The organism is Amycolatopsis sp. NPDC049252, from assembly GCF_043197175.1.
Lineage (GTDB): Bacteria > Actinomycetota > Actinomycetes > Mycobacteriales > Pseudonocardiaceae > Amycolatopsis.
Genome location: NZ_JBICSQ010000057.1, coordinates 36172 through 58366 on the forward strand (window position 1 = coordinate 36172; position 22195 = coordinate 58366).

The 22195-nt window shown below is 66.6% G+C and carries 15 protein-coding genes and 2 pseudogenes; 13 read left to right on the top strand and 4 right to left on the bottom strand.

The window, feature by feature from the left end; all coding sequences use genetic code 11:
* Positions 1–35 precede the first annotated feature (35 nt).
* The 4 genes from ACGFMK_RS36015 (at position 36) to ACGFMK_RS36030 (ending at position 6849) form a co-directional block, all read left to right on the top strand.
* Positions 36–977, top strand: coding sequence for a hypothetical protein (locus ACGFMK_RS36015; RefSeq protein ID WP_392773088.1), 942 nt, complete (start codon positions 36–38; stop codon positions 975–977).
* The gene (locus ACGFMK_RS36020) at positions 974–3295 is read left to right on the top strand and encodes a ThiF family adenylyltransferase (RefSeq protein ID WP_392773091.1); all 2322 of its coding nucleotides are present in this window, start codon (positions 974–976) and stop codon (positions 3293–3295) included. The genes ACGFMK_RS36015 and ACGFMK_RS36020 overlap by 4 nt, the downstream gene beginning before the upstream one ends.
* Before the next feature lie 58 nt (positions 3296–3353).
* Complete coding sequence (locus tag ACGFMK_RS36025; RefSeq protein WP_392773094.1) at positions 3354–4166, top strand: nucleotidyltransferase; 813 nt, start codon at positions 3354–3356, stop codon at positions 4164–4166.
* 514 nt (positions 4167–4680) lie between these two features.
* Positions 4681–6849: an ATP-binding protein gene (locus tag ACGFMK_RS36030; protein ID WP_392773097.1), complete on the top strand. Its 2169-nt coding sequence runs from the start codon at positions 4681–4683 to the stop codon at positions 6847–6849.
* A gap of 829 nt (positions 6850–7678) precedes the next feature.
* Here the strand turns inward: ACGFMK_RS36030 and ACGFMK_RS36035 are convergent.
* The 3 genes and pseudogenes from ACGFMK_RS36035 to ACGFMK_RS36045 form a co-directional block, all read right to left on the bottom strand.
* Positions 7679–8677, bottom strand: a pseudogene (locus ACGFMK_RS36035) (IS481 family transposase); the annotation flags it as partial.
* 394 nt (positions 8678–9071) lie between these two features.
* Positions 9072–9311: a hypothetical protein gene (locus tag ACGFMK_RS36040; RefSeq protein WP_392773100.1), complete on the bottom strand. Its 240-nt coding sequence runs from the start codon at positions 9309–9311 to the stop codon at positions 9072–9074.
* Positions 9308–9889, bottom strand: coding sequence for a hypothetical protein (locus ACGFMK_RS36045; protein ID WP_392773103.1), 582 nt, complete (start codon positions 9887–9889; stop codon positions 9308–9310). The genes ACGFMK_RS36040 and ACGFMK_RS36045 overlap by 4 nt, the downstream gene beginning before the upstream one ends.
* 539 nt (positions 9890–10428) lie before the next feature.
* Between ACGFMK_RS36045 and ACGFMK_RS36050 the strand changes: the two genes are divergently transcribed.
* The 3 genes from ACGFMK_RS36050 (at position 10429) to ACGFMK_RS36060 (ending at position 12725) form a co-directional block, all read left to right on the top strand.
* Complete coding sequence (locus ACGFMK_RS36050) at positions 10429–10731, top strand: hypothetical protein (RefSeq protein WP_392773106.1); 303 nt, start codon at positions 10429–10431, stop codon at positions 10729–10731.
* A 6-nt stretch (positions 10732–10737) separates the two neighbouring features.
* On the top strand, positions 10738–12033 hold the full coding sequence (locus tag ACGFMK_RS36055) for a pentapeptide repeat-containing protein (RefSeq protein WP_392773109.1): 1296 nt from the start codon (positions 10738–10740) through the stop codon (positions 12031–12033).
* 425 nt (positions 12034–12458) lie between these two features.
* Positions 12459–12725, top strand: a complete 267-nt coding sequence (locus ACGFMK_RS36060) for a hypothetical protein (RefSeq protein ID WP_392773112.1) — start codon at positions 12459–12461, stop codon at positions 12723–12725.
* A 175-nt stretch (positions 12726–12900) separates the two neighbouring features.
* Here ACGFMK_RS36060 and ACGFMK_RS36065 read toward each other — a convergent pair whose 3' ends face one another.
* Entirely contained in the window at positions 12901–13281 is a 381-nt protein-coding gene (locus tag ACGFMK_RS36065) for a hypothetical protein (protein WP_392773115.1), read from the bottom strand.
* 212 nt (positions 13282–13493) lie between these two features.
* Between ACGFMK_RS36065 and ACGFMK_RS36070 the strand changes: the two genes are divergently transcribed.
* The 6 genes and pseudogenes from ACGFMK_RS36070 (at position 13494) to ACGFMK_RS36095 (ending at position 21750) form a co-directional block, all read left to right on the top strand.
* Complete coding sequence (locus ACGFMK_RS36070) at positions 13494–14240, top strand: response regulator transcription factor (RefSeq protein ID WP_392773117.1); 747 nt, start codon at positions 13494–13496, stop codon at positions 14238–14240.
* A 628-nt stretch (positions 14241–14868) separates the two neighbouring features.
* Complete coding sequence (locus ACGFMK_RS36075) at positions 14869–17550, top strand: ATP-binding protein (protein WP_392773120.1); 2682 nt, start codon at positions 14869–14871, stop codon at positions 17548–17550.
* Between the two features lie 209 nt (positions 17551–17759).
* A complete protein-coding gene (locus ACGFMK_RS36080; protein ID WP_392773123.1) occupies positions 17760–18080 on the top strand; it encodes a hypothetical protein in 321 nt (106 codons plus the stop codon).
* Positions 18081–18669: 589 nt separating this feature from the next.
* Complete coding sequence (locus tag ACGFMK_RS36085) at positions 18670–18858, top strand: hypothetical protein (protein WP_392773126.1); 189 nt, start codon at positions 18670–18672, stop codon at positions 18856–18858.
* Between the two features lie 146 nt (positions 18859–19004).
* A pseudogene (locus ACGFMK_RS36090) lies at positions 19005–19936 on the top strand (TRM11 family SAM-dependent methyltransferase).
* Positions 19937–20103: 167 nt separating this feature from the next.
* On the top strand, positions 20104–21750 hold the full coding sequence (locus tag ACGFMK_RS36095) for an ATP-binding protein (protein ID WP_392773129.1): 1647 nt from the start codon (positions 20104–20106) through the stop codon (positions 21748–21750).
* The last annotated feature ends 445 nt before the right edge of the window (positions 21751–22195 follow it).

The window sequence follows — 22195 nt, forward strand, 5'->3', positions numbered from 1 at the left end:
GAAGTCCCGGCGCTCCGGACACGGGAGATTCGATCATGGCGATGACGTACCGCACAGCGGTGGCGCAGCGGACCGGACCCCGTCGCCGGCCGACGGCCCGATTCGCCGGCCGATGCACGCCATGCGGCACCGAGTACGCAGCGGAAATCGTTTCGCGGGAATATGTGGTGCTGCAGGTGGCGGGTGGCACATGCCCCACGTGCAATCCGACCCAGGACGGTGGCACCGCCGGCGAAGCGACGCCGCCGCTCGAGGTGTGGTGGGACGCTCCCAACGGGGAAACGCCGCGCTGGAAGACGTCCGGGCTGACCGTCGGCGAACCGGCCACAGGCGGCGAGCGGCCCCGGGCGAGGGACGCCGCCGTGGACGCGGAGTGGCAGGGCGCCGGCTCGCCGAAAGACTCCTTCAGCCAGTTGGAGTGGGACGTCATCGCGGCGGCTTGGCGGCCGGAGAGCTGTGACGTCTTCGGCTCGCTGGCGGCCGTGATCAAGAAGTTCTGGTCGGCTGTCCAGTCCGGCTCGACGGCCGAGCTGGTGATCCGGCTGGCCCATGTGCCCGCGCTGGCCGCGGCACTTGTCTCCGACTTGCTGGCGCGGTGCTTCGACGCCGAGGCCGGGCAGCACTTCCACACACTGGACGGCCTGCTTCAACGGCTGGGCATTCTGTTGTGCGCCGGTACCGGCCGGATCTCCGGGTGCGGTGCGCTGCGCGCCGAGCTCGGCCGGGCCCCGGCGGCCGCCGATCGGGTGCTCCTCGACCGGCCGGACTTTGTGCGGGTGCGCACCCAGATCGCTGGCGCGAGCCCACTGCCGATGGGGGACGCCCTCGAGCTGTCGGCGCCGGAGCCCCTCCCGTCCGGGCGTGGACCGGCGCCTGTCGAACCGCCGCGAGAGCTAGATAACCCCCTGTCACGCGAACTGGAGCGGCTGGCACGCCGAGGCGAGCTTTCCCGAGCTCCGGCCGTCTTCGGCTCATGACCCGCAAATCCTTCTCACGGACGCCTGGGCAGGTGGAGGCCTTCGACGAACTCCGGGTGCTCGCCCGTGCGTCGGGGGGCGATCTCGCTGTGGTCGGGGTAGGTGAGCCGACCTCGGAAGAGGGACCGCTCCTGGTCGAACTGGATATTAACTGCGGCGGTGCCGGGTCCGACCGGTCGAGTGTTCCCCTCCTCGAGCACGAGCGCGTGACGATCGTGGTGCCCGCGCTGTACCCGCTCCAGCAACCTCGGGTTTTCCTCCAGCATCGCCGGTTCGCCGGGCTGCCGCACGTGGTCTGGGGCGTGTCGATCTGCCTGTACGTGGCCCAGTACGAGTGGGACCCCGGCGTCGGCATGACCGATGTGATCACCCGGTTGGTGACGTGGCTCGAGCACGTCGCCGCGGGCACGATCACCGGCCCCGAAGTGCCATGGGACCCGCCGATCACCAACCTGGCCGGCTCGCCAGGTCGGCTGCTCGTCCGGCGGAACTTGCCGAAGGTCCTCGAGGAAGACGAGTCGATCTGGCTGGCCGGTGCCGTCATCGAAGGCGTGGGCCGGCGCAAGTACGAGGTCAGGCGGTGGCTCGACCTGAGGCAGGCCGGTCAATGGGTCAAAGCGGAGCAGGCGAACCGGGGCCGCACTTTCCTCGCCCCGGTCGTCGCGCTGCCGGGGCCGGTCGGCTTCAACTACCCCACGCAGCTTGCGGGGCTTCTGGCCGGTCTGAGAACCCAGGGGCTCGGCTCGTCGGCGTGCGCTTCGCTGATCGACTGGGCCCGGGCGTCGGCCGCCGCTGCGGCGGCCGGAGCCGAGCAGCCGGGCGCGGAGCCGCTGGGCCTGATCCTGCTGGGCAGCCGGGCGCGGCCCGACTCGCCGATCCGGGGACGGATCGCGCACTTCGCGGCCTGGTGGGCGGATTTCGGGCTTGAGGAGCGCGAGGTGCGGTGGATGCGAGTCGAAGACCAGCGTCCGAGCATCACCCTCCGCCGTGACCACCGGCGTCCGGCCCGCTGGCTCCACGGCAAGCGAGTGCTCGTCCTGGGCTGCGGCGCCCTCGGTGCTCCGATAGCCGAGTTCTGCGTGCGCGGTGGCGCCCGGCACGTGCGGCTGGTCGACCAAGGGGTCGTGCACCACGGCTTGCTCGTCCGCCAGCCGTACGGCTACGACGACATCGGATTCTCCAAGGCCGAGGTCCTCGGCGAGCGGCTGCGCCGGACATCCCCCGACGTGTCGATCGAGGACTCGGTGGTCGACGCGGTCAAGCTCGTCCGGAGCGAAGCCGGGCTGCCCGAGGCCGACCTGGTCGTCGACGCCACGGCCAATCGCGCGGTGGCCGCGGCGCTCGAGCTGACGTGGCGCGACCGCGCCCGCAACCCGCCGCTGCTGTCCGTCATGGTCAGCCACCGCTGTGAGATCGGCATCGGCACGCTCGCGTTGCCTGGGTCAGGAGTGGCCGGGGCGGACGTCCTCCGGCAGCTGCTGCTGGCGGCGGGCGAAGACGACGGACTGCGCGACTTGCTGGACGACCTGCTTCCGGACGTGCCCCGCGCGGAGGTGTTCCAGCCGGAGCCCGGGTGCTCCGATCCCACCTTCGCCGGCTCCGCCGCGGATCTGGCCGGGTTCGCCGGTCAGCTGTTCACCGACGCACTCGCGCTCCTCGGCTTGCCGGTCCCGGATGGCGTCCTGACCCCGCGGAAGTACGCGACGGTCGTACGGTCTCCCAGCGGCGACTCGCCGGGCGCGCCGGCGCAGCGGCTCCAGTGGACCAACGACGTCGTGCGGCCGGAAGCCGGCCATGGCTACCAGGCGCGAATAGCCCCCGCCGCCTTCGCGGCCATCCGGCAGGAAGTGCTGCAGAGCAGGGAACTGCGCGGGCCGGAGTGCGAAACCGGCGGTCTTCTGCTCGGCCAGGTCGACCACGCCGCCAAGGTCGTCTGGATCACCGAGGTGAGCGGGCTGCCGCCGGGAAGCGCGGCGTGGGCCGAGGGGCTGGTCCTGGATCCCGCGACACAGCGCCGGCACGTCTCGCAGCTTCGACACCGAAGCCGGGGCCTGATCGGCTATCTCGGCATGTGGCACTCACACCCCCGCCACCGGGTGGAGCCGAGCGCCATCGACCGGACCGCCATGGCGGAGATCACCAGGAACGACGCCCCGGCCGTCTTGCTGATCGTCGGCGGCAACCAGGAGAAATGGGCACGGTGGCTGGACGGAGCGGGACGGCCCGACTCGCACGTCGAACTCTTCTTCCCGGACCGGGGGCCAGGATCCGGAGAACCGCCTCGTATTTCGCGAAAGAGGCGCGGAAATGTGTCCTGACCAGCTGGACGAGTGGTCCGAACGGCCGGGGTCGCCGTGGCCGGCGTGGACGAAGCAAGTGCTCAGCGACGCGCTGAAACGGTCCTCTCACTTGCGCGAGTACTCCTACGAGATCGTCGTTCAAGGGTCCTACGCCAACAAGACGAACATCCGCGCACACAGCGACGTCGATCTCGTGGTGCAGATGAAGTTGCCCTTCGAGGAGCACGTGAAGGATCTTAAGTCGGTGGAGGAATCACGTTTCCACGCGAAGTACGAGAATGCGACGTTCGGCTGGCGTGAGTTTCAGCAGGATGTGATCTCCGCCCTGCGGAAGAGCTACTTCGTCAACGAGGGTGGCAAGTGCATCGACATTCAGGATTGGGACTCGCTGTTCCGCATACCGGCCGACATCGTTCCCGCCATCGAATATCGGCACTACCGGAACTTCTCCTCGGGTGGTGTCGAAACCTTCGATGAAGGCATCTACTTCGAAGACGGCTCCGGGGCGGCCGTGATCAGCTTCCCGAAGCAGCACCTGAGGAACGGCAACCGGAAGGATGCCGAAACCGGCGGTCGCTTCAAACAGGTGGTACGAGCAGTGAAGAACGCGCGGCTCCACCTGATGGACGTCGAGGCCGACGAACGGGCCAGGGTCCTGTCGTCTTACTTCATCGAGTGCCTGTGCTACAACGTGCCGAACGATGAGTACCGCCAGTCCACGCTGCACGCGGCATACGGCCGATCCTTGTCCTGGCTGGCGTCGAACCTCGACCTCGCCGGCGATTTCGTCTGCCAGAACGAACTGGTCGACCTCTTCGTGGGCAATCGGACGGCCTGGTCGGTCGACTCGGTGCAATACCTGGCAACCACCTTGGCCTGCGGGAGGTAGCGCCTGGAGCCGCGTCGAAGGCGAGGCGTCGGGCGCTGGAAGGCCGACGTCGCAGTAGAGCGGTGGCGGGTGGAGATCATTCGAGCGAAGTGCAGTGCGCGTCGAGAGCACCAAGCATCGTGTCGGCTATCCGCACCTGGATTGGTCAGCTCAGGATACCGTGTCCGACCTTTGCTCGGCGGCATGACGGTCCCGTCCGGGATCGTGACATCGGTGACGAATGTGCCCTGCCTCCGCCGGACGGATAGCGCGGTCGGTCATCACGGCGCGGCGACAGTCGGCGGCGCGGCGTGGCGACCACTTCGACGTAGCTCTACCGGAGCTGTCCCCAGCTGGGCCTGGTCAGATCGAGGTCCAGTCACGGGTAGCCACAATCGGGCTATGTCGACTGCCCTCGATAGGCCGAGTCCGGTCGTGACCTACGCTGACCTCAAGCGGCCCAAGCATGCTCCGAGTGGGTGGTGCTGTCTCTGACTCAGAGCTGAGAGGGCAGGGCGGCGACACACTGGTCTTCATGGGCGACGAGCAGGATAGTCGGAACGAGACCGGTAGCTGGATGCAGGGCACGGTCGTGCAGTCTGGGGCAATTGAGCATGCCTCCCCAGCCGGAGCCACTGTTGCTTGGGCCGGTCCGAGCTGGTCACCGCCGCGGCAGTTGCCGTCGGCAGTGCGGGACTTCACCGGTCGTGTCGAACACTTGGCTGCTTTAGACGCAAGGCTGCCGGGGGACGAAGATATTGCTGGAGTCATGCAAGGTGCTGTGGTGATTTCGGCGGTGGACGGCGCCGCGGGGATCGGCAAGACCACGTTGGCGGTGTGGTGGGCGCATCGAGTGCAGTTCCGGTTTCCTGACGGCACCCTGTACGTCAACCTGCGCGGCTACGGTCCCGGTGACCCTGCGACTCCAAATGAGGTTCTCGACGGTTTTCTTCGAGCGTTTGGTGCGCCAGGTGAGCGGCTTCCAGTCGAGGTGGAAGCACGAGCGGCGCTGTTCCGCTCACATTTGGCGGGGCGGCGAGTGTTGTTGGTGCTCGACAATGCCAACAGTGCCGATCAGGTCCGCCCGCTTTTACCGGGAACTCCAGGTTGCATGGTGATAGTAACTAGCCGCGATAGTCTTACAGGGCTGGTGGTCACTGAAGGCGCGCACCGGCTTACGCTCGACCTGCTCACAGAACCCGAAGCGCAACGGCTTGTTGGTGGCATCGTTGGCTCTGCACGCGCTGCGGCTGAACCGGATGCCGTGGACGACCTGATCCGGCTGTGCGCTCGGTTACCGCTGGCACTGCGGATAGCTGCGGCTCGCGCCACCGCGCTACACACCACTGTCGCGGACGTTGCCGCCGAACTGTCGGACGACCGGTATCGCCTAGACGTCCTCAGTCGAGGTGGGGACGAGCGAGCTGCAGTGCGAGCGGTGTTCGACTGGTCCTACGAACGACTCCCACTTGAGCAGGCCCGCACGTTTCGGTATCTCGGCGTACATCCGGGCCCCGAGATCAGCTTGCGCGCAGCGGCCGCAGTTGTGGACCTTGAGCTTGGCATAGTCCGCGGGCTGTTGGGCGGGCTTGCCGACGTTCATATGATCGAGCCGGTCGGACGAGATCGGTATCGGCTCCACGATTTGCTGCGCACCTATGCGGTCGACCACATCCAAAACGACCATCCGGTCGAAAGGGATCAGGCTCGAGATCGCATGTTGAATTGGTATGCGTGGCAGGCTACGGCTGCTTTTCGGAGTGCGTGGACCTCGATAGCATCCTCTTGTATACCGTTAAAGTCGGCGGTCAAAACTTGCCCTGAAATCACCTTTTCGGAGGCTGGTCAGGCCCGGGAGTGGTTCGATAGTGAAGCGGCTAATCTAATTGCTGCAGTTCGGACTGCTGACCGTGATGATCTTCATCGGCTTACCATTCTTCTTGTCTGTGCAATATCGACGGCTTTGTCTGGACGGGGCGATTACGATATTTTGCTTGAGCTTGAAAAACGGGCCGTGGCTGCTGCCCGTCGCAGCCATGACAGTCTGGCGGAGGTGCATGTGTTGCTGCTCTTGGTTGAGACATGCGGCGCTGTCGCCCTTTGGCAGGAGGCAATTAGCATCGCTGATGGTGCGCTGGGCTTGGCACGTGACCTTGGTGACGTACAGCTGGAAACGTGGGCGCTCAACGAGTTGGGCTTGCTGTGGCTGGAGCAACAGCAGTATGCACTCGCATACGAATTCCTCCAAGTTGCGTTGCCTCTTAGTGAGGGGATGCAGAATGGTCGCATGGAGGGCGTCATTGAAGGAAATCTCAGCAGTGCGTGTACGGGTCTAGGGGACTATAAGCGGGCACTCCGTCACGCTGAACATGCACTCGTCATGCGTCGACAGGCCGATGACCGCGGAGGGGAGGCATATGCCCTGTTCCAGATGACGACGGCGAACCAGGGAATGGGAAGACATCGGGAGGCGATTGCACTGTGCGAAGAGGCACTTGCCATTGAGCCCCATCATCAATGGGTAGCGGGAACTGGCAAGATCCTGGATGCTCTTGGCACTTCCCTGCATTACGTTGGCAACACAAAACGTGCGCTCAGTTGCTGGCGCGACGCCCTAGTTATTTACGATAAGTACCGTAGGCATGATGCTGCTGACCTCCGGCGTCGCCTTCGCAGTCTTGATGCCGCCCACAGTGACGGCTGATAGTGACGTCGTCGGCGACCGCGCTCGGCCGTCCGCTAGGCCGACGTCGCTCAACGACGCGCTGACGCGAGCGGATCCGCAGCATGTCGATCACCGCGATCGACGTCGAAGAATCATCGACGTCTTTCGTCTAGATCGACGCCAGTGACAACATCGTCATGATCCCGCAGCCACCCGTGAGTTTGTGGCGGCCCTGAACAACACCTACACCGAACCTGAAGAAACTGCGGGAGTGTGTCGTTAGCGGGGGAGGGTGACCAGAACTCCCTCAGCAAGTCCTTGGCCGTCAGCGATCGACGATGATCTGGCGCGAGGTGGAGTTGTCGTCGGTCTCGGTGCTGAGCACCGATTCACTGGCCGGGTACCCGGCCGTCGATGTCGCCTTGACCTAGCCGGGCCCGCTGACGAGCGGTAGAGACCGCGCCTTGGGATAGAACTGCGCCTCGGCCACGGTAGGCAGGGGCGGCCCGTTGGTGAGCCGACATTGCGATTGGTCACCGGCGTTGACGGGTTTGTGACCTCATCGCCGCAGAGAAACTGACCATGCTCACTGGCTAAACCGACTGGTTTAACGCGGTGGCTTGTGCCGCCCTTGACGGCTATCCGGTCGCCGTCACCACCTGCGACGACCCAATTGCATGGGTCTTTCGATTGCCTATCGAATCGCCGTTTGTCTGCAGGCTGGGTTGCGAACTTCAGTATTGGGGCTATAGATCAACTCGTGTTTGCGCACTCTATTATCCACTCTTGGCGCCGTGTCAGCCCGTGTCAAATCTATTGCGAGAGCTGAGCTGTAGTGATCATGGCAACAATGTCTGCTCGCGTGCTTTGTGTATGAGGCCATGACGTTGGTGACGCCGGCGTGGAGCCGGGACGCTGGCGGCTGATCTCCGGCGGCAGTGTGTGGCCGATGGTAGTTGTAATGGATGTTCCAGACGGCCAGGGCCGCGGTGCGATGGGCTTCGCTGGTCCAAACGTGGGCATAAAGGAATTCTTCGGCCAGGATCCGGTTGTAGCGCTCCACTTTGCCGTTGTGGCGTGGAGTGTAGGGCGTGATCCGCTGATGGCGGGCCCCTCGCAGGACGGTGGGGAAATCGTTCGCGCGGTAGCAGGAGCCGTTGTCGGTGACCAGGCGGTGGATGTGGGTGATGCCGTGGCGGGCGAAGAACGCCCGCGCGCGGTGGACGAACCCGATCGCGGTCCGGGCCTTCTCATCGGGCAGGGCTTCGGTGTAGGCCAGCCTCGAAAAGCCGTCGACGGCGGAGTGCAGGTAGGTGTAGCGGGCCCGCTGACCCCGAGTCTTGGTGTGAGCGACCTGCCGGTCCTGGTCGCTGCCTTTGCCGTGGATCCGCCAGCCACCGCCGTCAGGGATCTGGCCGGTCTTCTTCACGTCGAGGTGGACCATGTGCCCGGGCCAGCGAGCGATGATCCGTCGCGGCTGGCGGTTGGTGGCGCCGGTCGGGTCGAGGAACCGGCGACGGTTCAGCCCGAGCTGCAGCAGGTGCCGGCCGACGGTGCGCACGGAGATCGTGATGCCCTCGGCGGCGAGTTCGGTGGCGATCCGGCGGGCGGAGTACTTCCGGGTCCGGCGCAGCTGCTCGATCCGGGCCACGACCTCGGCGGGCGTGGCGGTGGGCTGGTGGTGCGGGACGCTGGGCCGGTCGAGCAGGCCGGCCTTGCCGTAGCGGCGCCAGCGGTTGACCCACTTGGATGCGCATTGCCGCGAGATGCCCATCTCCGCGGCGACGTGGGCGATCGGGCGGGTCTGGCAGCGCGCGACGAGCCTGTGGCGGCCCTCGATAGACAGCGGGGCATTACGGTGGTGCATGGACGGGTCTTTCTCTTCGGCGTGATGAGTGGGTCGCACTTCTCATCCTGCCGCTGAAAGACCCGTCCCTCAGTTCAGGCCCTCACCCGCGTCACCAACGTCATGACCCGCAACAGCTAGCTGTGCCTTAAGCCCCGACTTCGACGCAGCATCAATCGCGTACTCGCCCGAGCAACAGACCACCGGCGCCGCCGGGCTCAACTGGTGCGCCAACCCGCCCAAAGGCCGGACTCCGCCGCGTTCTGGGCCGGGGTCGGGGCACCGGCAAGCTCGTGTTCGCACCAAGAAGCGGCGCGCTGACGATCCTGATCGCCCCTCCTCCCCGCGCTGGTACCCGGCGGGTGACTCGCCGCTGACGAGGCGACGGTCAAAGCAGTGTCGTGGGCGAGTGTGGTCAGTGCGGCTTTCGGCGGACCGCGCGCAGGGCCGGGACACTGCCGGAGGCCAAGACGGACCACCACCCGATGTCTTTGCCTGCGCAGAGCAGCACCACGCCGAGCAGAAGTGCAAGCGCTGCGGCCGTGACCAGTACCAGTGCGACCAGCCGACGAAACGCGACCTTGCTCGTCAGTGCCCGGACGAGCACGTCTTGCAGCAAGACGATCCATGACGGTGACGTCGGCGTCATGGTCACGTCTCGATGCTGCGTCGTCGCTGATCGCGCAGCCGTTCCCACGCTGCCCGTTCGGGGGTGCCGGTGATCGGGGGGCCGAACAGGGCGTCCTGGACGGCGGCGGTGATCCGTACGGCTACCTCGCGACGCTGGTCGGCCAGCACGCGCACGGCGTAGGGGCTGATGTGCTGCTCGCGGCCGATGTTGTTGCCGAGTTCGGCGCATCGCAGCGTGAGCACCTGGCCGTAGAGCGGGTTGTACTCGTCGGCTGGCTCGAAGGGGTGGGCCATGGGGTAGTCCCAGCGTCGCTCGACCGGCAGGTCGGGGTCGCCATACCAGCCTCCGGTGGCGTCGCGGACTGCGTAGGCGGTCACTGCCGCGCGTCGGCCGGCGTGGCGCTGCGGTGGCCAGACCCTTTCCTCGTCCAGTGTGGCGAGCACGTGTTTAGGGTTCTTGTTGAACCAGCGCAGCGCGGCGTGCAAGAAGTCGCCGATCGTCTTGTCGCGGTCGGCGAGCTCGGCCGCCGCGTAGTCGTACTCGCGGGGGTCGAAGGGGCGGAACGCGCGGGCGTCCCGACTGTGGGCGTTATCCGTGGACACGTTGCCAACGTAATCCGTCTACGGATTTAGTGCAAGTATCCGGATTTATACCGTGGAGAGGTGTGGCCAGCCACAGGTTGGTGACCTGCTTCGCGCTCGACGAGGAGCGGTACGGCGGTGTCTCGGAGGTCACCTGGCGGGGCTGACCGCTGCGGCCGCGCGTTCCGCGTCGATCCGCACCCGGCCCTGTTCACACCGGCCCGTACGACGGGCTCATGCGTCCTGCGAGCATCCGAACGGCCTACCTGGTCGAAGCGGACCACCAGGCCGCCGGTCGGTTCCGCCAGTGTTGCGACTGGCCAAAAACTGGCCAAATCCATGACACCCCGGCCAGTACGGGTGATTGTCTAGCGGTCAGTGACAGGACCTCACGCCGTCATCTGGTCTGGCGTGGGCTGGCCCGCCGACCGGCTTATCGAACGCCTTCGGCGTACTGGAGCGCACATGCCCGGCCTGCGAGGCCTGCACGTCTCCCGTCCGACCGGGGCGCTGATCGACGTCGGCCGCCAGGCCAGGTCCTCCTCGCCGACCACGACGGCTTGCGCGTCGAGTTCCTGCTCGCGGTGCCGGAGCTCCCGGCCGGCGTAGGCGCACTGGAGCTGCGCTGCGGCGATCTGCTGTTCGGGCGGGCCGAGCTGCTGCAGTGCGGGACTTCCCGCCGCGCCGCGTTCGCCGACCTGGCCGTGCCGGCGGAGCACCGGCATCGGGGCGTCGTGTGGACGCTGATCGAGGCGGTCGGGCCCGCGCTGCCGGGTTCGATGTCTCTATGGTCGTGCCTGACCTCGACGACGCGGTCGTCCAGTCGAACGTCTGCAACATCCGGATGGATCCTGACGACGTAGACGAACATGACCGACGACATCACGCCATCGACCTCGGGCCCCGGGGTCCCTGACCCACAGCGGTCCGCTGCGACGGGGGCACCGGCGCGGTTGCGGGAGCTGTCGCCGAAGACGATGTGGCTGACCGCGGCCGTGATCGCGGTGTTGACCGCCGGTGCTGTGGTGGTGCTGTGGTGGCCGGCGACAGCCGGGCTCAACGGCGCTGATTTGGTGTCCGCGCGGCTGGACGCGTTGAAGGTCGGACTGAGCGTCGCGGTCGGCAGCGGCGGTGTCGTCGCCTTGTACCTGGCCTGGCGGCGCCAGCATTCCACGGAGGCAGACCTTGACAACCGCGAACGCACCCTCGCCCACCAGCAACACGATGCTACTGAACGACGGCTGACCGAGCTCTACCTCAAGGCCGTCGAGCAACTCGGCTCTGCGCAGGCCGCCGTCCGCCACGGCGGCCTCTACGCATTGGAACGGGTCGCACAAGATAACCCGTCTCAGCGGCAGACAGTCGTCAACGTGATCTGTGCCTACCTGCGCAACTTCTACACCCCGCCGTCAGCGACTGGCGAGCCTCGTTCTCTGGGTGTGCGGCGCCCATTACTGCGATCAACCACCACCCCTCGACCGCCAACACCGCACGCCAATTCCCCAGCCCGAGAGGCTCAGCTCCACGAACGCGAAGTGCGCTTGACCGCACAGGGCATCCTGAAACGCCACCTGAATCCCGGTGAGGACCCAGGTGGCCCTCAGCCCACCTTTTGGCCCGAGATCGACATCGACCTCACTGGCGCCACTCTCATCGACTTCTCCCTCTTCCGTTGCAACGTCGCGGAAGGCTGCTTCGGAAACGCAACCTTCGTCGGTGAGGCCGAGGCCGTGTTCCGCGGCGCGACGTTCACTGGCGACACTGTGTTCAGCGGGGCGACGTTCACCGGTGATGCCGGGTTCGGAGGGGCGACGTTCACTGGCGACAGTGTGTTCAGCGGGGCGACGTTCACCGGTGATGCCGGGTTCGGTAGGGCGACGTTCACTCGCGGCAGCACGTTCGCCGGGGCATCGTTCGCTGACGACACCAGCTTCAGCGAGGCGACGTTCAACGGCTCCGCCGTGTTCAACGCGGCGACGTTCGCCGGTCGAGCCGGGTTCGACGGGGCCACTTTCGACGCCGCCGTCGGGTTCGTCGATGCCGCCTTCGACGGCGTCGTCGGGTTCCGCGGGGCGACCCGAAACGGGCACTCATTTGACCCGACTACGCATGACGCATCGCCACCTGACGAGGCAGCTCTCGATTCGGAAGAAGGTGCATCCTAAGGTCGCGCCGTCCTGCGGCCGGTCGCACAACCCCACCGCTGACCTTGAGCTCGATCACCATTTCTGCCAGCGGGGTTCGATGCGCAGCCTGGCGTTCCTGGTGCGAGCACGGGCGCCCCGGTGCAGGTGGTGCGCCGACGCGGGCCCAGAGCGCGGCGGCGTCCGGCTCATCTGAGGGGTTCGCGCTCCAACTGAACCCATCGCCACGCGCCGCAGCCGCACGCACCAAGACTCGGCCGACGCCGCGGCGCCGGGGCGCGACGTGCAGCTCGAGCAGCAGGCCACGTCGATCGCCCGCGCCCAGCGACAGTTCGACTTGGTCGCAGATCGTGGCGCCTTATCGCAGCTGGATCAGCCCGGTGTCGGCGCGGCCGGCAGGCGGGATGGCGACCAGCGGCAAGCGTTGGGGCTGAACCTGGGCTTCGGTGACCTGCGCCGCGACCGACGGGTTGATCAGTGCCAGCCACCCGCCCGCCGCCGAGCGGGTGGATTATCGAGTGCACGCTCGCCGGGCAGGTGCACTACCCGGCCGGACGCTCGGATTGGAGACCTTCCAAAGGGACCGCGGCCTGCGGATGCAGGACACGATGACCGGGCAGCTCGCCGCGCTACTGCCGCCAGAGCCGACGATCGAGTTGGACCTGCTGTCCATCGATGCCAACCCCGTCGTGTGCCGGGCACAGATTGCCTGATCGTCGGTGGTCTTCTCCACGCTGCCGACCCGGCGAACCGTGCCTGCACAGCCATGGCCGGGCCACGCCGAAGGTCGGCTGATTCACTAGTACCTCGACGCTGTCCGGAAGAACCGGTGGGATCTGCCGCGATCCCACCGGCTCGACGGCGGCCTGTTTCAGGCGTGATCGCCTGTTAGGCCGGACCGATCGGCTCCCAGACGTCGAGCCTGGCATTCAGGGAGATGTCCTGGATTCCGATGCGGAATCCGACGAACGATCGGACCAGCGTGCAGTCGTGTTCCCCTGCGTGCAGGCTGCCGTGTCCGGTCGTGGTGCTGGACCACCAGTTGTACGACACGTCCGGACCGCCGACCGGCTCAGGATTCCGGAAGCACACCTGCGTGCGCCCGAAGAACCAGGTCGGCATGCTGTCACTCGCGCCGGGCGACAGATGCATGCCCGTGTCCTCGGTGGAAGCCAACGCGGATCCTGCGGCGGAGGCCATCAACGCGCCGCTCAGGCTCGCGATTGCGAGCAGTCGGCGCGCGCGGCCCGATTTGGTCTTCGTGATCATATTTGTGACCTTTCGTAGAGTGAACGCGACGAGGTCTTGCGATCGACAAATGTTTGGACACGGCGGGTAGATCCTTTATAGACTGTAAGGAGCAGCTGCCTAGCCCGTTCTGCCGCTGTCGCGCGGTTGCAACCCCATTAGACTGGTGGTTTCGGCACGGTGTCGTGAATACGTTCTTTCGCGTATGGACAACCGGCTGCGGGGAGGGGATCGTGGCGCGTGAAGCGACTGCTGTCGAGCTCAGCTATGTCGCCAGTGAGATGCTGGACCGCGCGGCGTACCTGGCGAGCGTGTCCGCCTACCTGCATCACGCGATCGCCGGTGATGTGGTGGGCTGGAACGCCATCGACGCGGACCCGCCACACGTGGAAGGCTGGATGGATCCTCGTCAGAGCGACGAATGGGATCGGCGTGTCACCGCGACGATCGACGTGAATCCGCTGATCAACAGTTACTTTCAGGTGCCGAATGATGTTGCGCCACGCAGGATGAGTGATTGCGTGTCCGACCGCGAACTGCGGTCGAGCCGGCTCTACCGGGAACTGTTCGGGCCGAACGGCGCGAATTATCAGCTCTCGATTATCGTCGGCAAGTTGACCGCATCGGCAGGAAAAGCCTGGGCAATCAACCGTTCTGGCCGCGATTTCACGGACAACGATCTCGACACAGCGCGACGGCTCCAGCCCATGCTGGCACTCCTCGACCGTGCCTACCGGCCGCATCCGGCGGTGCAGGGTGCGGTTGGGCGCGATGAGGCGCGCTGTCGGGCTGGGCTGACCCTGCGCGAGGTCGACATGCTTGAGTTGCTGTCGCGAGGGCTGTCCGCACAGCAGATCGCCAGCCTCCGCCGGATCGCGCTAGGAACAGTGCGCAAGCACCTGCAGAACCTGTACGAGAAGCTGGATAGCCACGACCGCGTACTAGCGGTGAACAAGGCCCGCACGCTCGGCCTGCTCTGACCTGGCCGACGCCGAACGCTGCCAGGCCGTCCCCAGTGAGCGTTTCGCGCAGCGACGATCATCATCGGCTGGCTGCGGGTGCCGATGCCGGTGTGCACGGCGTCCCCACAGGCTCGCGTTGGGCAGGGTCAGGACCTCGTCGAACACCACACCGGACGGGTTGTGACCGAGGGTTGCCTTGCAGCACCGTCGGTGACGACGTGTAGTAGCTGCCGGCGGCCTGGCCGCGTGGTCTTTCGCGTAGTACGGCAGCCGACGGACCGCGGTCGCTCGGGCGAGCACACGGCCCGGCACCGCGGCGCGGATGCCGGGGCTCGGCGTACAGGTCGAGCAGCACGGTCATGCCGCGCCAGGTCGGCGCTGGCGCCACTGTCGGCTGGGCGAGTCGGCCCCAGGAGACGACAGCCCGGCGGCATGGTGGTCACCTTAAGTTTCGTGGTCGCTCTTGCTCGCCACGAACGCTCCCCAGTGTATGTATAGCTATACGGCACTGTTTCAATGAAACTGAAACGCAGCCGGTGCGTCGGCTGAACGGGCGAGGCCGTTTCGGCAGTCCTTGCAACTGCCCAAGGGCGCAGGTGCGGTTGGATCGGATAGACCAGGTCAGGCGTTGTGGGGTGTGAAGCGGGTGGGCGGCGATGTCGGAAGGCCGGATCCGGCCCGGATCGATGACGTCGCGGGTTTCGTGCGTGAGGTAGATCTGCTGCGTCGGCTGGCGGCTCGCGGCACGGGCAAGGCGCGGGTCAGCTTGACCGACCTCGCCCGCTTGGTGGATGTGCCCCGCTCGACCGTGCACGCCTACGTGTCCGGGAAGATCCACCCGCCGTCCGACGTGTTCGACCGGATCGTGATCGCGTTGCGGGTTCCGCGTGACGCGTGGGGGAGTTGGAACGAAGCCTGGTTCCGCGTCGCCGCCCACCTCCACATGGAGAAAGTGGAGCCCGTCCCGGGGGCTCCCCGGCAGCTGCCGCTCGACGTCGGCGGCTTCGCAGGGCGCGAGCAGGATCTCGCCGGACTGGACCAGCTGCTGACCGGCTCTCCGGACACCGGGGTTGCGCTCGTCACCGGGATGCCTGGGGTGGGCAAGACGGCTCTCGCGATTCGGTGGGCGCACCGGGCTGCGGAGAGCTTTCCCGATGGCCAGTTGTTCGTGAACCTGCGGGGGTTCGCCGATGCTCGTCCGGCCGATCCCGCCGATGTGCTGTCCGGGTTCCTGCGCGCTCTGGGGATGGCCGAGCGTGAGTTACCGGGGGACGCTGACCGGCTCGCGGCGTCCTTCCGGTCCGTAGTCGCCGGTCGGCGCATGGTGGTGGTGCTCGATGATGCGAGGAGTGCCGAGCAGGTGCGCCCCTTGTTGCCCGGAACGCCGAGCTGCGCCGTCGTGATCACCAGCCGTACAAGGCTGGTCGGCCTGGTCGCCAGGGAGGGAGCTGTCCCACGCCAGCTGGGACCGCTCGGGACGGACGACGCCATCGCCTTGATCCGGCACACCGCCGGCCCGGATCAGGTCGACGCCGACCCGACTGCGACCGCGGAGCTGGCCGAGGTATGCGGACGCCTGCCGCTCGCGCTGCGGATCGCGGCGGCCAACGCTCGTGTCCGAGTGGGCACGCCCCTCTCCGTGATCGTCGAGGAGCTCCGGTCGGCTGATCCGGTCGCGGTGCTGGATGCGGCGGGTGATCGGGAGACTGCGGTGCGGACCGCGATCGCGCTGTCCTACGGGGCGCTGGAACCCGCGGCGCAACGGGTGTTCCGGCTTCTCGGGCTGTTTCCGGTCGACGGGATCGCGTTACCGGCACTGGTGGCCGCGACCGAGCTTGAGCCGGAGTCGGTCGTTCGGGTCGTCGGCACCCTGCTCGACATGCACTTCCTCCTCGAACGGACGCCGGCGCAGTACAGCCAGCACGCCCTGCTGCATTCGTGGGCCAGGCTCCGTTGCCTGGAAGACGACGCCGACGAGGTGCGTGACTCGGCGCTGCAGCGCCTGATTTCGCACTACGCGGGGCTCGCGACCGAGGCAGCGCAGCTGAGGCACCCACGGCCGTACCGGGAGAAGTACGCGTGCGTCCGTTCCGGCGGTGCGTCGTTCACCGACGCCGACGCGGCGCTGACCTGGTTCGACGTCGAATTCATCACCCTGGCCACGCTGACCCGGCGGGCTGCCGCGGTGGGCCTCGACGCGCTGGCGGCTCAGCTGTGCGTTGCTCTGCATTTCGAGTTCGAACGTCACCGTTCTGCGGAGTGGTTGCCGGTCAGCGAGGCCGCCCTCGCCGCGGCTCGCGTCGCCGGGGACGTGGCGAGGCAGGTGCTGTGCCTGCGGGTGCTCAGCAGCGCGCACTGGAGCAGGTCGGACCACGCTGAAGCGCTTCGTCACCTGGACGAGGCGGTGCGACTGGCTGACGAGCTCGAGGCGCTGGACCTCCAGAGCATCGTCCTGAGTGACCTGGGACGTACGTCGATCTCGATCGGCCGGCTCCACGACGCCGCCGAGTACTACCGGAGGGCCCTGGACCTGGAGCTGGCCGGGGACGGGCCGGTATCCGTGGCGAACCTGGTCGTGATGGGCGATGTCTTGTGGGAGCTGGGGGACCTGGCCAGTGCCTACGACCTCCAGACCAGGGCAGTGGAAACGGCGACTCAGCAGGGTTACGCCGCCGGAGTGCAGCTCGCCGAAAGCCACGCGGGCCGCCCCAGCCAGGCGCTCGGTGACCTGGAGCGCGCCGTCGAGCACTACCGGACCGGTCTCGAGTTGTGCCGGTCGACCGGGGAGCATGCGGATGAGGCCAGCGTGCTCGCCAACCTCGCGGGAGCATTGCGCGATCTCGGGGAGTACGACGACGCACTTGCGACTGCTCGCGATGCCTTGGTCAAGGCGACTCGGCTCGCGATGCTGCGGACGCAGGCGAGCGCACGCCACGTTCTCGGCACGGTCATGGTGGAGCTCGGCCGGGTCGACGAGGCCGGGGTCGAGCTCGATTCGGCGTTGAATCTTTCGACCGCGGCGAACCACCCTCGCGGTCGCGGCGACGCTCTGGTCGGCTTGTCCGCGGTGCGCCTGCGACAGAAGGCGTTCGGAGAGGCCTACGACTTGGCCGGCCAGGCCCTGGTCGTCAGCGAGCAGACCGGGCACAGGTTGATCAGGGCCGACAGCCTGCTCGCGATGGCGGCCGTCGAGCGCGAACGCGGCGAATTCGAGGCCGAGCGCGCCCATGTCCAGCAGGCTCGCGCCCTCCATGGGCAGGCCGGCTGCCGGCTCGGCGTCGAGCGCGCTGATGCGGTTCTGACGTCTTTGAAGTTCGGACGTCGGTGACGGGCTGGGTGTTCGCGAACGTCCAGGTTTGTCCAGGATCCGGCCGCCGGCGGCGATAGTCGTGGTGGAGTGTGCCGGTCGGGGACGGAGTGCCGGTGTTCCCGGCACGGGTCGGCGGTTCGGCGTTCTGAGCTCCGGGGGGGGAGGGAACGCCGAACCGCCGTGGCCTGCAGGGGAGGAGCGACCTGAACAACGGGCAAAGATTCGCGATGGTCGTCGCGGCCGCCACCGTGGTGTTCGGAGCCACCGTGGTGGCGGAACCGGCTGTGGTGGCCGCGCAGGATGCAGGTCGGTTCCCAGTGCGGAGCCGTACCGGGCATTCGTCCTGCCTGCCGCTGGCCGGTGGGTACTCGCGCGAAGTCCAAGTCAAGCGAATCACGATCATCAGCCGTCGGCACGGGAAGACTGGGACGGTGTACAGGCTGGTATCGCAGATGATTGTCGTTGGCCAGCTGGTCCCGGACTACCGCAGCGACTGGGGCAGCCCGTGTCGGAAAGGTCGCAACGACAGTTCACTCACCGACGAATGAATGCTGGGCCTCGAGCCCATCCAGGTCGACGAGCATCGCGGCACCGGCTCGACATGGAAGTGCCGATTCCGCCGAAGCATCTGGCCGGCCTATGCCATCCGACGGAATGAGCACCCGCGCTCGTCGACACGCAGCTGCTCACCACCATGACGGAGGCACTGCGTCGTCGACGGGCAGAGCCGCCCGCGGATGCACGCATCGACGACACGGGCCCCGAGCTCGTCCTCATCGTCAACGGCTTGGCTAAGCCCGTCGCGGCCCTGCATGGAACGTGACGGCACCGGCAAGCGCGGGAGGCATCTGCAAGCAATGGACCTCGAACAGCGCGCGGACCGCTACCGGCCTCGGCGGCGTCGAGCCTGCGGGGCGGCGCGCTCCTCCCCCTCGGCGTGCCTACCCGCATCACCCGGGGTCAGATGTCTGGAAGGATCTTGATCAAAGAGGATCATCTGGGGTGGCTCCAGTAGTACGTACCAACCGGCACCCCATGGGAACTCGAAGAACATCCCGACGACGAACACGAGGCCGAGGAGATGCCGGGAGAATCGAACCCCGAACCCGCTGGCTGTACCTGCAGCACGTCGTCACCTTGCTGACCCCGATCAGCGGCGGCCGCCTGCAGCCGACTCCCGAGCCTCTCCAGTGGGTCTCCGACGACGTGGCCCTCAGCGCCCAGCTGGTTGGCCCGCCGACGACGGCACACGTACGCGTGCACGGCGACGTGCTCGTCTTCGCGCAGGCGCACGCGGACGTCGCGTTCCCCGAAGACCTCCGATGACCAGCCGACCGAAGGACAGGTGCACCGCCATGACCACCACCACGCGGCTGTCGCCGGCCGACGAGCCGACCATGCCGCTGTCCCGCGCGTTCATCGACGCCCTCGACACCACCCCGCCCACCAGTGCGTAGACGGGAGGGGGCGAGTTGCCGGTGTCGGTGTGGGTGACCGCGCAGACGTCGCCGGCTGCGCAGCGCAAGGGCCGGTACGTGCCGGAGTCGACCTCGCACCCGGCCAAGATGCTGCCCGCCGTCGCTGCGCACGCGATCGAGCACTACACGAAACCGGGTGACGTGGTGCTGGATCCGAGGTGCGGGATCGGCACCACGCTGGTCGACGCGATCGACCTCGGCCGCCGCGCGGTCGGCGTCGAGTACGAGCCGCACTGGGCCGACATCGCTCGCGCGAACCTCCGCTTCGCCCGCGAGCGCGGTCACGACCACGACGGCCAGGTCGTCCGCGGCGACGCCCGCCAGCTCGAGATGCTATTGCCGGCCGAGCAAGTTGGCCAGGTCGCTCTGGTGGTGACGTCCCCGCGGTACGGCCCGTCGGTACACGGCCTTGTGAACACCAACCGGGAGGCCGGCGTCGAGAAGGTCAGCAAAGGCCACTACCGCTACGGCAGCGCGCTCGACCGTGGCAACCTCGCCAATATCGGCCATCACCGCCCGCTGGCGGGCTTCACCCGCATCCTCGCCGCCTGCGCACGCGTCCTGCGCCCGAGCGGCTACGTGGCGATCACGGTCCGGCCGTGGCGCGAGCACGCCGAGCTGATCGACCTGCCCTCGCAGGTCATTGCCTGCGGTGCCGCGGCCGGGTTAGTCCCGGTCGAGCGGTGCATCGCGCTGCTGGCTCGGGTCTCGGAGAACGAGCTGGTCGTGCGTGGCAGTTTCTTTCAGCGCGACTTCATCCGAAAGCAGCGGGAGGCGGGATGCCGCTGCACCTGATCGCGCACGAGGAGGTGATCGTCATGCGTGCGCAGGAGCAGGCGAATTCATGCAGTGCCCGGCGCCGAAAGGCACATGTGCGCGTCAGCCACAAGTACGGTGCAATCTGGCCGGGGCACTGGGCGGCTTGACCGTGCTGCGTTAACCCGGCGATGCGATCCTCCGCCCGAAAGGTACCGCTCGGTGGAAGGTTTCGGCTGGTGTCAGCGCGCTCTCCGGTTAAGCTGCCAGCGTGGGAACCATGCGCGTCCAAGCGGGGAAGAGTACCATCCTGAGCCAGTCGGAACGAGCGACTGCCGTGGACGTAGTCGCGGAGCTCGTCTGGAACGCGATCGACGCCGAGGCGACGACCGTGGATGTCACCGTCGTTCGAGACGCGGTTGGCGGGCCCCTGAAGGTGGTCGTGACTGATAATGGCCACGGCATGTCTTCCGAGGACATCCTGGACCTTTTCCAGATCCACGGAGACTCCTGGAAAAAGGCCAAGCGTTTTTCCCCGGAGATCAACCGTCCTCTGCATGGTCAGCTCGGCCGTGGCCGCTTCCTCACCTACGGCATTGCGGAGGAGGTCGAGTGGCGCAGCACGGTCGTCCGCGAAGGCGGGTTCGTCACGACGGTAATTCACGGCTCACGGACTCGGCCCGACGAGTTTTTGGTCAGCGAACCACAGTCCGCGGACGGTCCCCGCGGCACGGCTGTGACTTTGTCGCTTCGTCAGATTCCGCGCACGGTTCACCTGGTTGATAGTGATCTTCAGCCGCCGTTGACTGCTCAGCTCGCTGGTTTCCTGCTGGCCTTGCCCGACGTGACAGTCACCTTCCGTGGCCACGACCTCGACCCGAAGGCACACATCCTCGACCAAGTCGATTTGCCTGTTCCCGCCCCCGCGGCGGCTACGCACGGCAAGGCCGCGCCGATATTGAGGTTCGTCGAGTGGGATGAGGACATGGCGGCGCGAAAGCTGTTCCTGTGCGACAAACACGGCGCGGTCGTCACCGAGTTCAAGCCGACTTTGCCCCGACCGGTCCCGGTTCACTGGAGCGCTTACCTGCTCTGGGAGGGCTTCCGGGACCAGGAGCTGATGACACCGGCAGACCTGGTGTTCCCTGATGTACGCCATGGCGACTTGCTCGAAGCAGCTCAGCAGGCTCTCATCGACCACCTCGGCGAGTTGTTGGACGAACGGAAAGGCACGATTCTCGCCGAGTGGAAGGCACAAGGCGTTTACCCGTATGTGGGGGCGGCCAGCACGCCAGCAGAGGAGGTCGAACGTGAGGTCTTCGACATCGTTGCCGTGCTCGCCAGCCAGGCCATCGGAAAAGATCGGCGGCAAAAAGAACTTTCACTGCGGCTGTTGCAGGAAGCCGCGCGAGTGGAGCCGACGAAGACTGGACAGATTCTGACCAAGGTGCTCACGCTCTCCGACGACGAGCAGGAGATGGTGGTCGAGCTCCTGGAGCGTACGACGTTCGGGTCCATTGTGCGGTCGGCGAACACCGTTGCCAACCGCGTGGACTTCGTCGCCGGACTGCGGCGGCTGCTCTACTCCGACGAGGCGCGCAAGAAGTTCCGTGAGGTCGACCAGCTGCACCCCATGCTCGTACGAGAACCTTGGATCTTCGGTGACGAGTGGAGCTTGTCGCTGTCGGAGTCTGGACTCTCCAGGGTGGTCCGAGACGCAGTCACCCGCTCGGGTGCGGAGTTTGCGCCCTCTCCGGTAGCACTGCCGTCCGGCAAACGCGGCCGGGTGGACATGGTGTTCTACCGCCATCTTCCCGAAAGTGAACGCAATCGGCACCTCGTCGTCGAACTCAAACGCCCTATGAAGGCGACGATGAAGGAGTTCAGCCAGCTCAACAACTACGCCACTGCGATCACCGGGAGCCCGGAGGTGTCCGGGACGCCCAACGAATGGGATTTCTGGCTGATCTACCACCAGCGTTGACGACGCCGTGCGGAATTTGGAGAGCAACACCAGCGAAGCCGGCCTCGTCATGACCGGGCCGCACTACCGCTTGTGGATGATGACTTGGGGTCAGCTGCTCGATCGAGCCGAGCGTCGCCTTGAGGCGTTTCGGCAGTCTCTCGATCTCATTTCGACCGAGGGCACGAGTCGCGCTTACCTTCAGCGGCGGCACGCTGAATTCATTCCCGATTCTGAACGGGACGCGTAATAGAGAAGCGCTCAAGCTACTCTTGGTTACAAGCAGACCACTCACCACAGTTGCTGCGAACCACGAGGATCCGTTGAGACCGAGCGACCTGTTCGGGTGCTCAGCATGGGCGGGCAGCCTGCCTAAGGGGGCAGTTCAGAATGAGTCGGCGTGTCGTCTTGCCTGACAGGCAGAGCTTTCCAGAATGTTGGTATGCGTGAGGAGGTCCTGACCGAT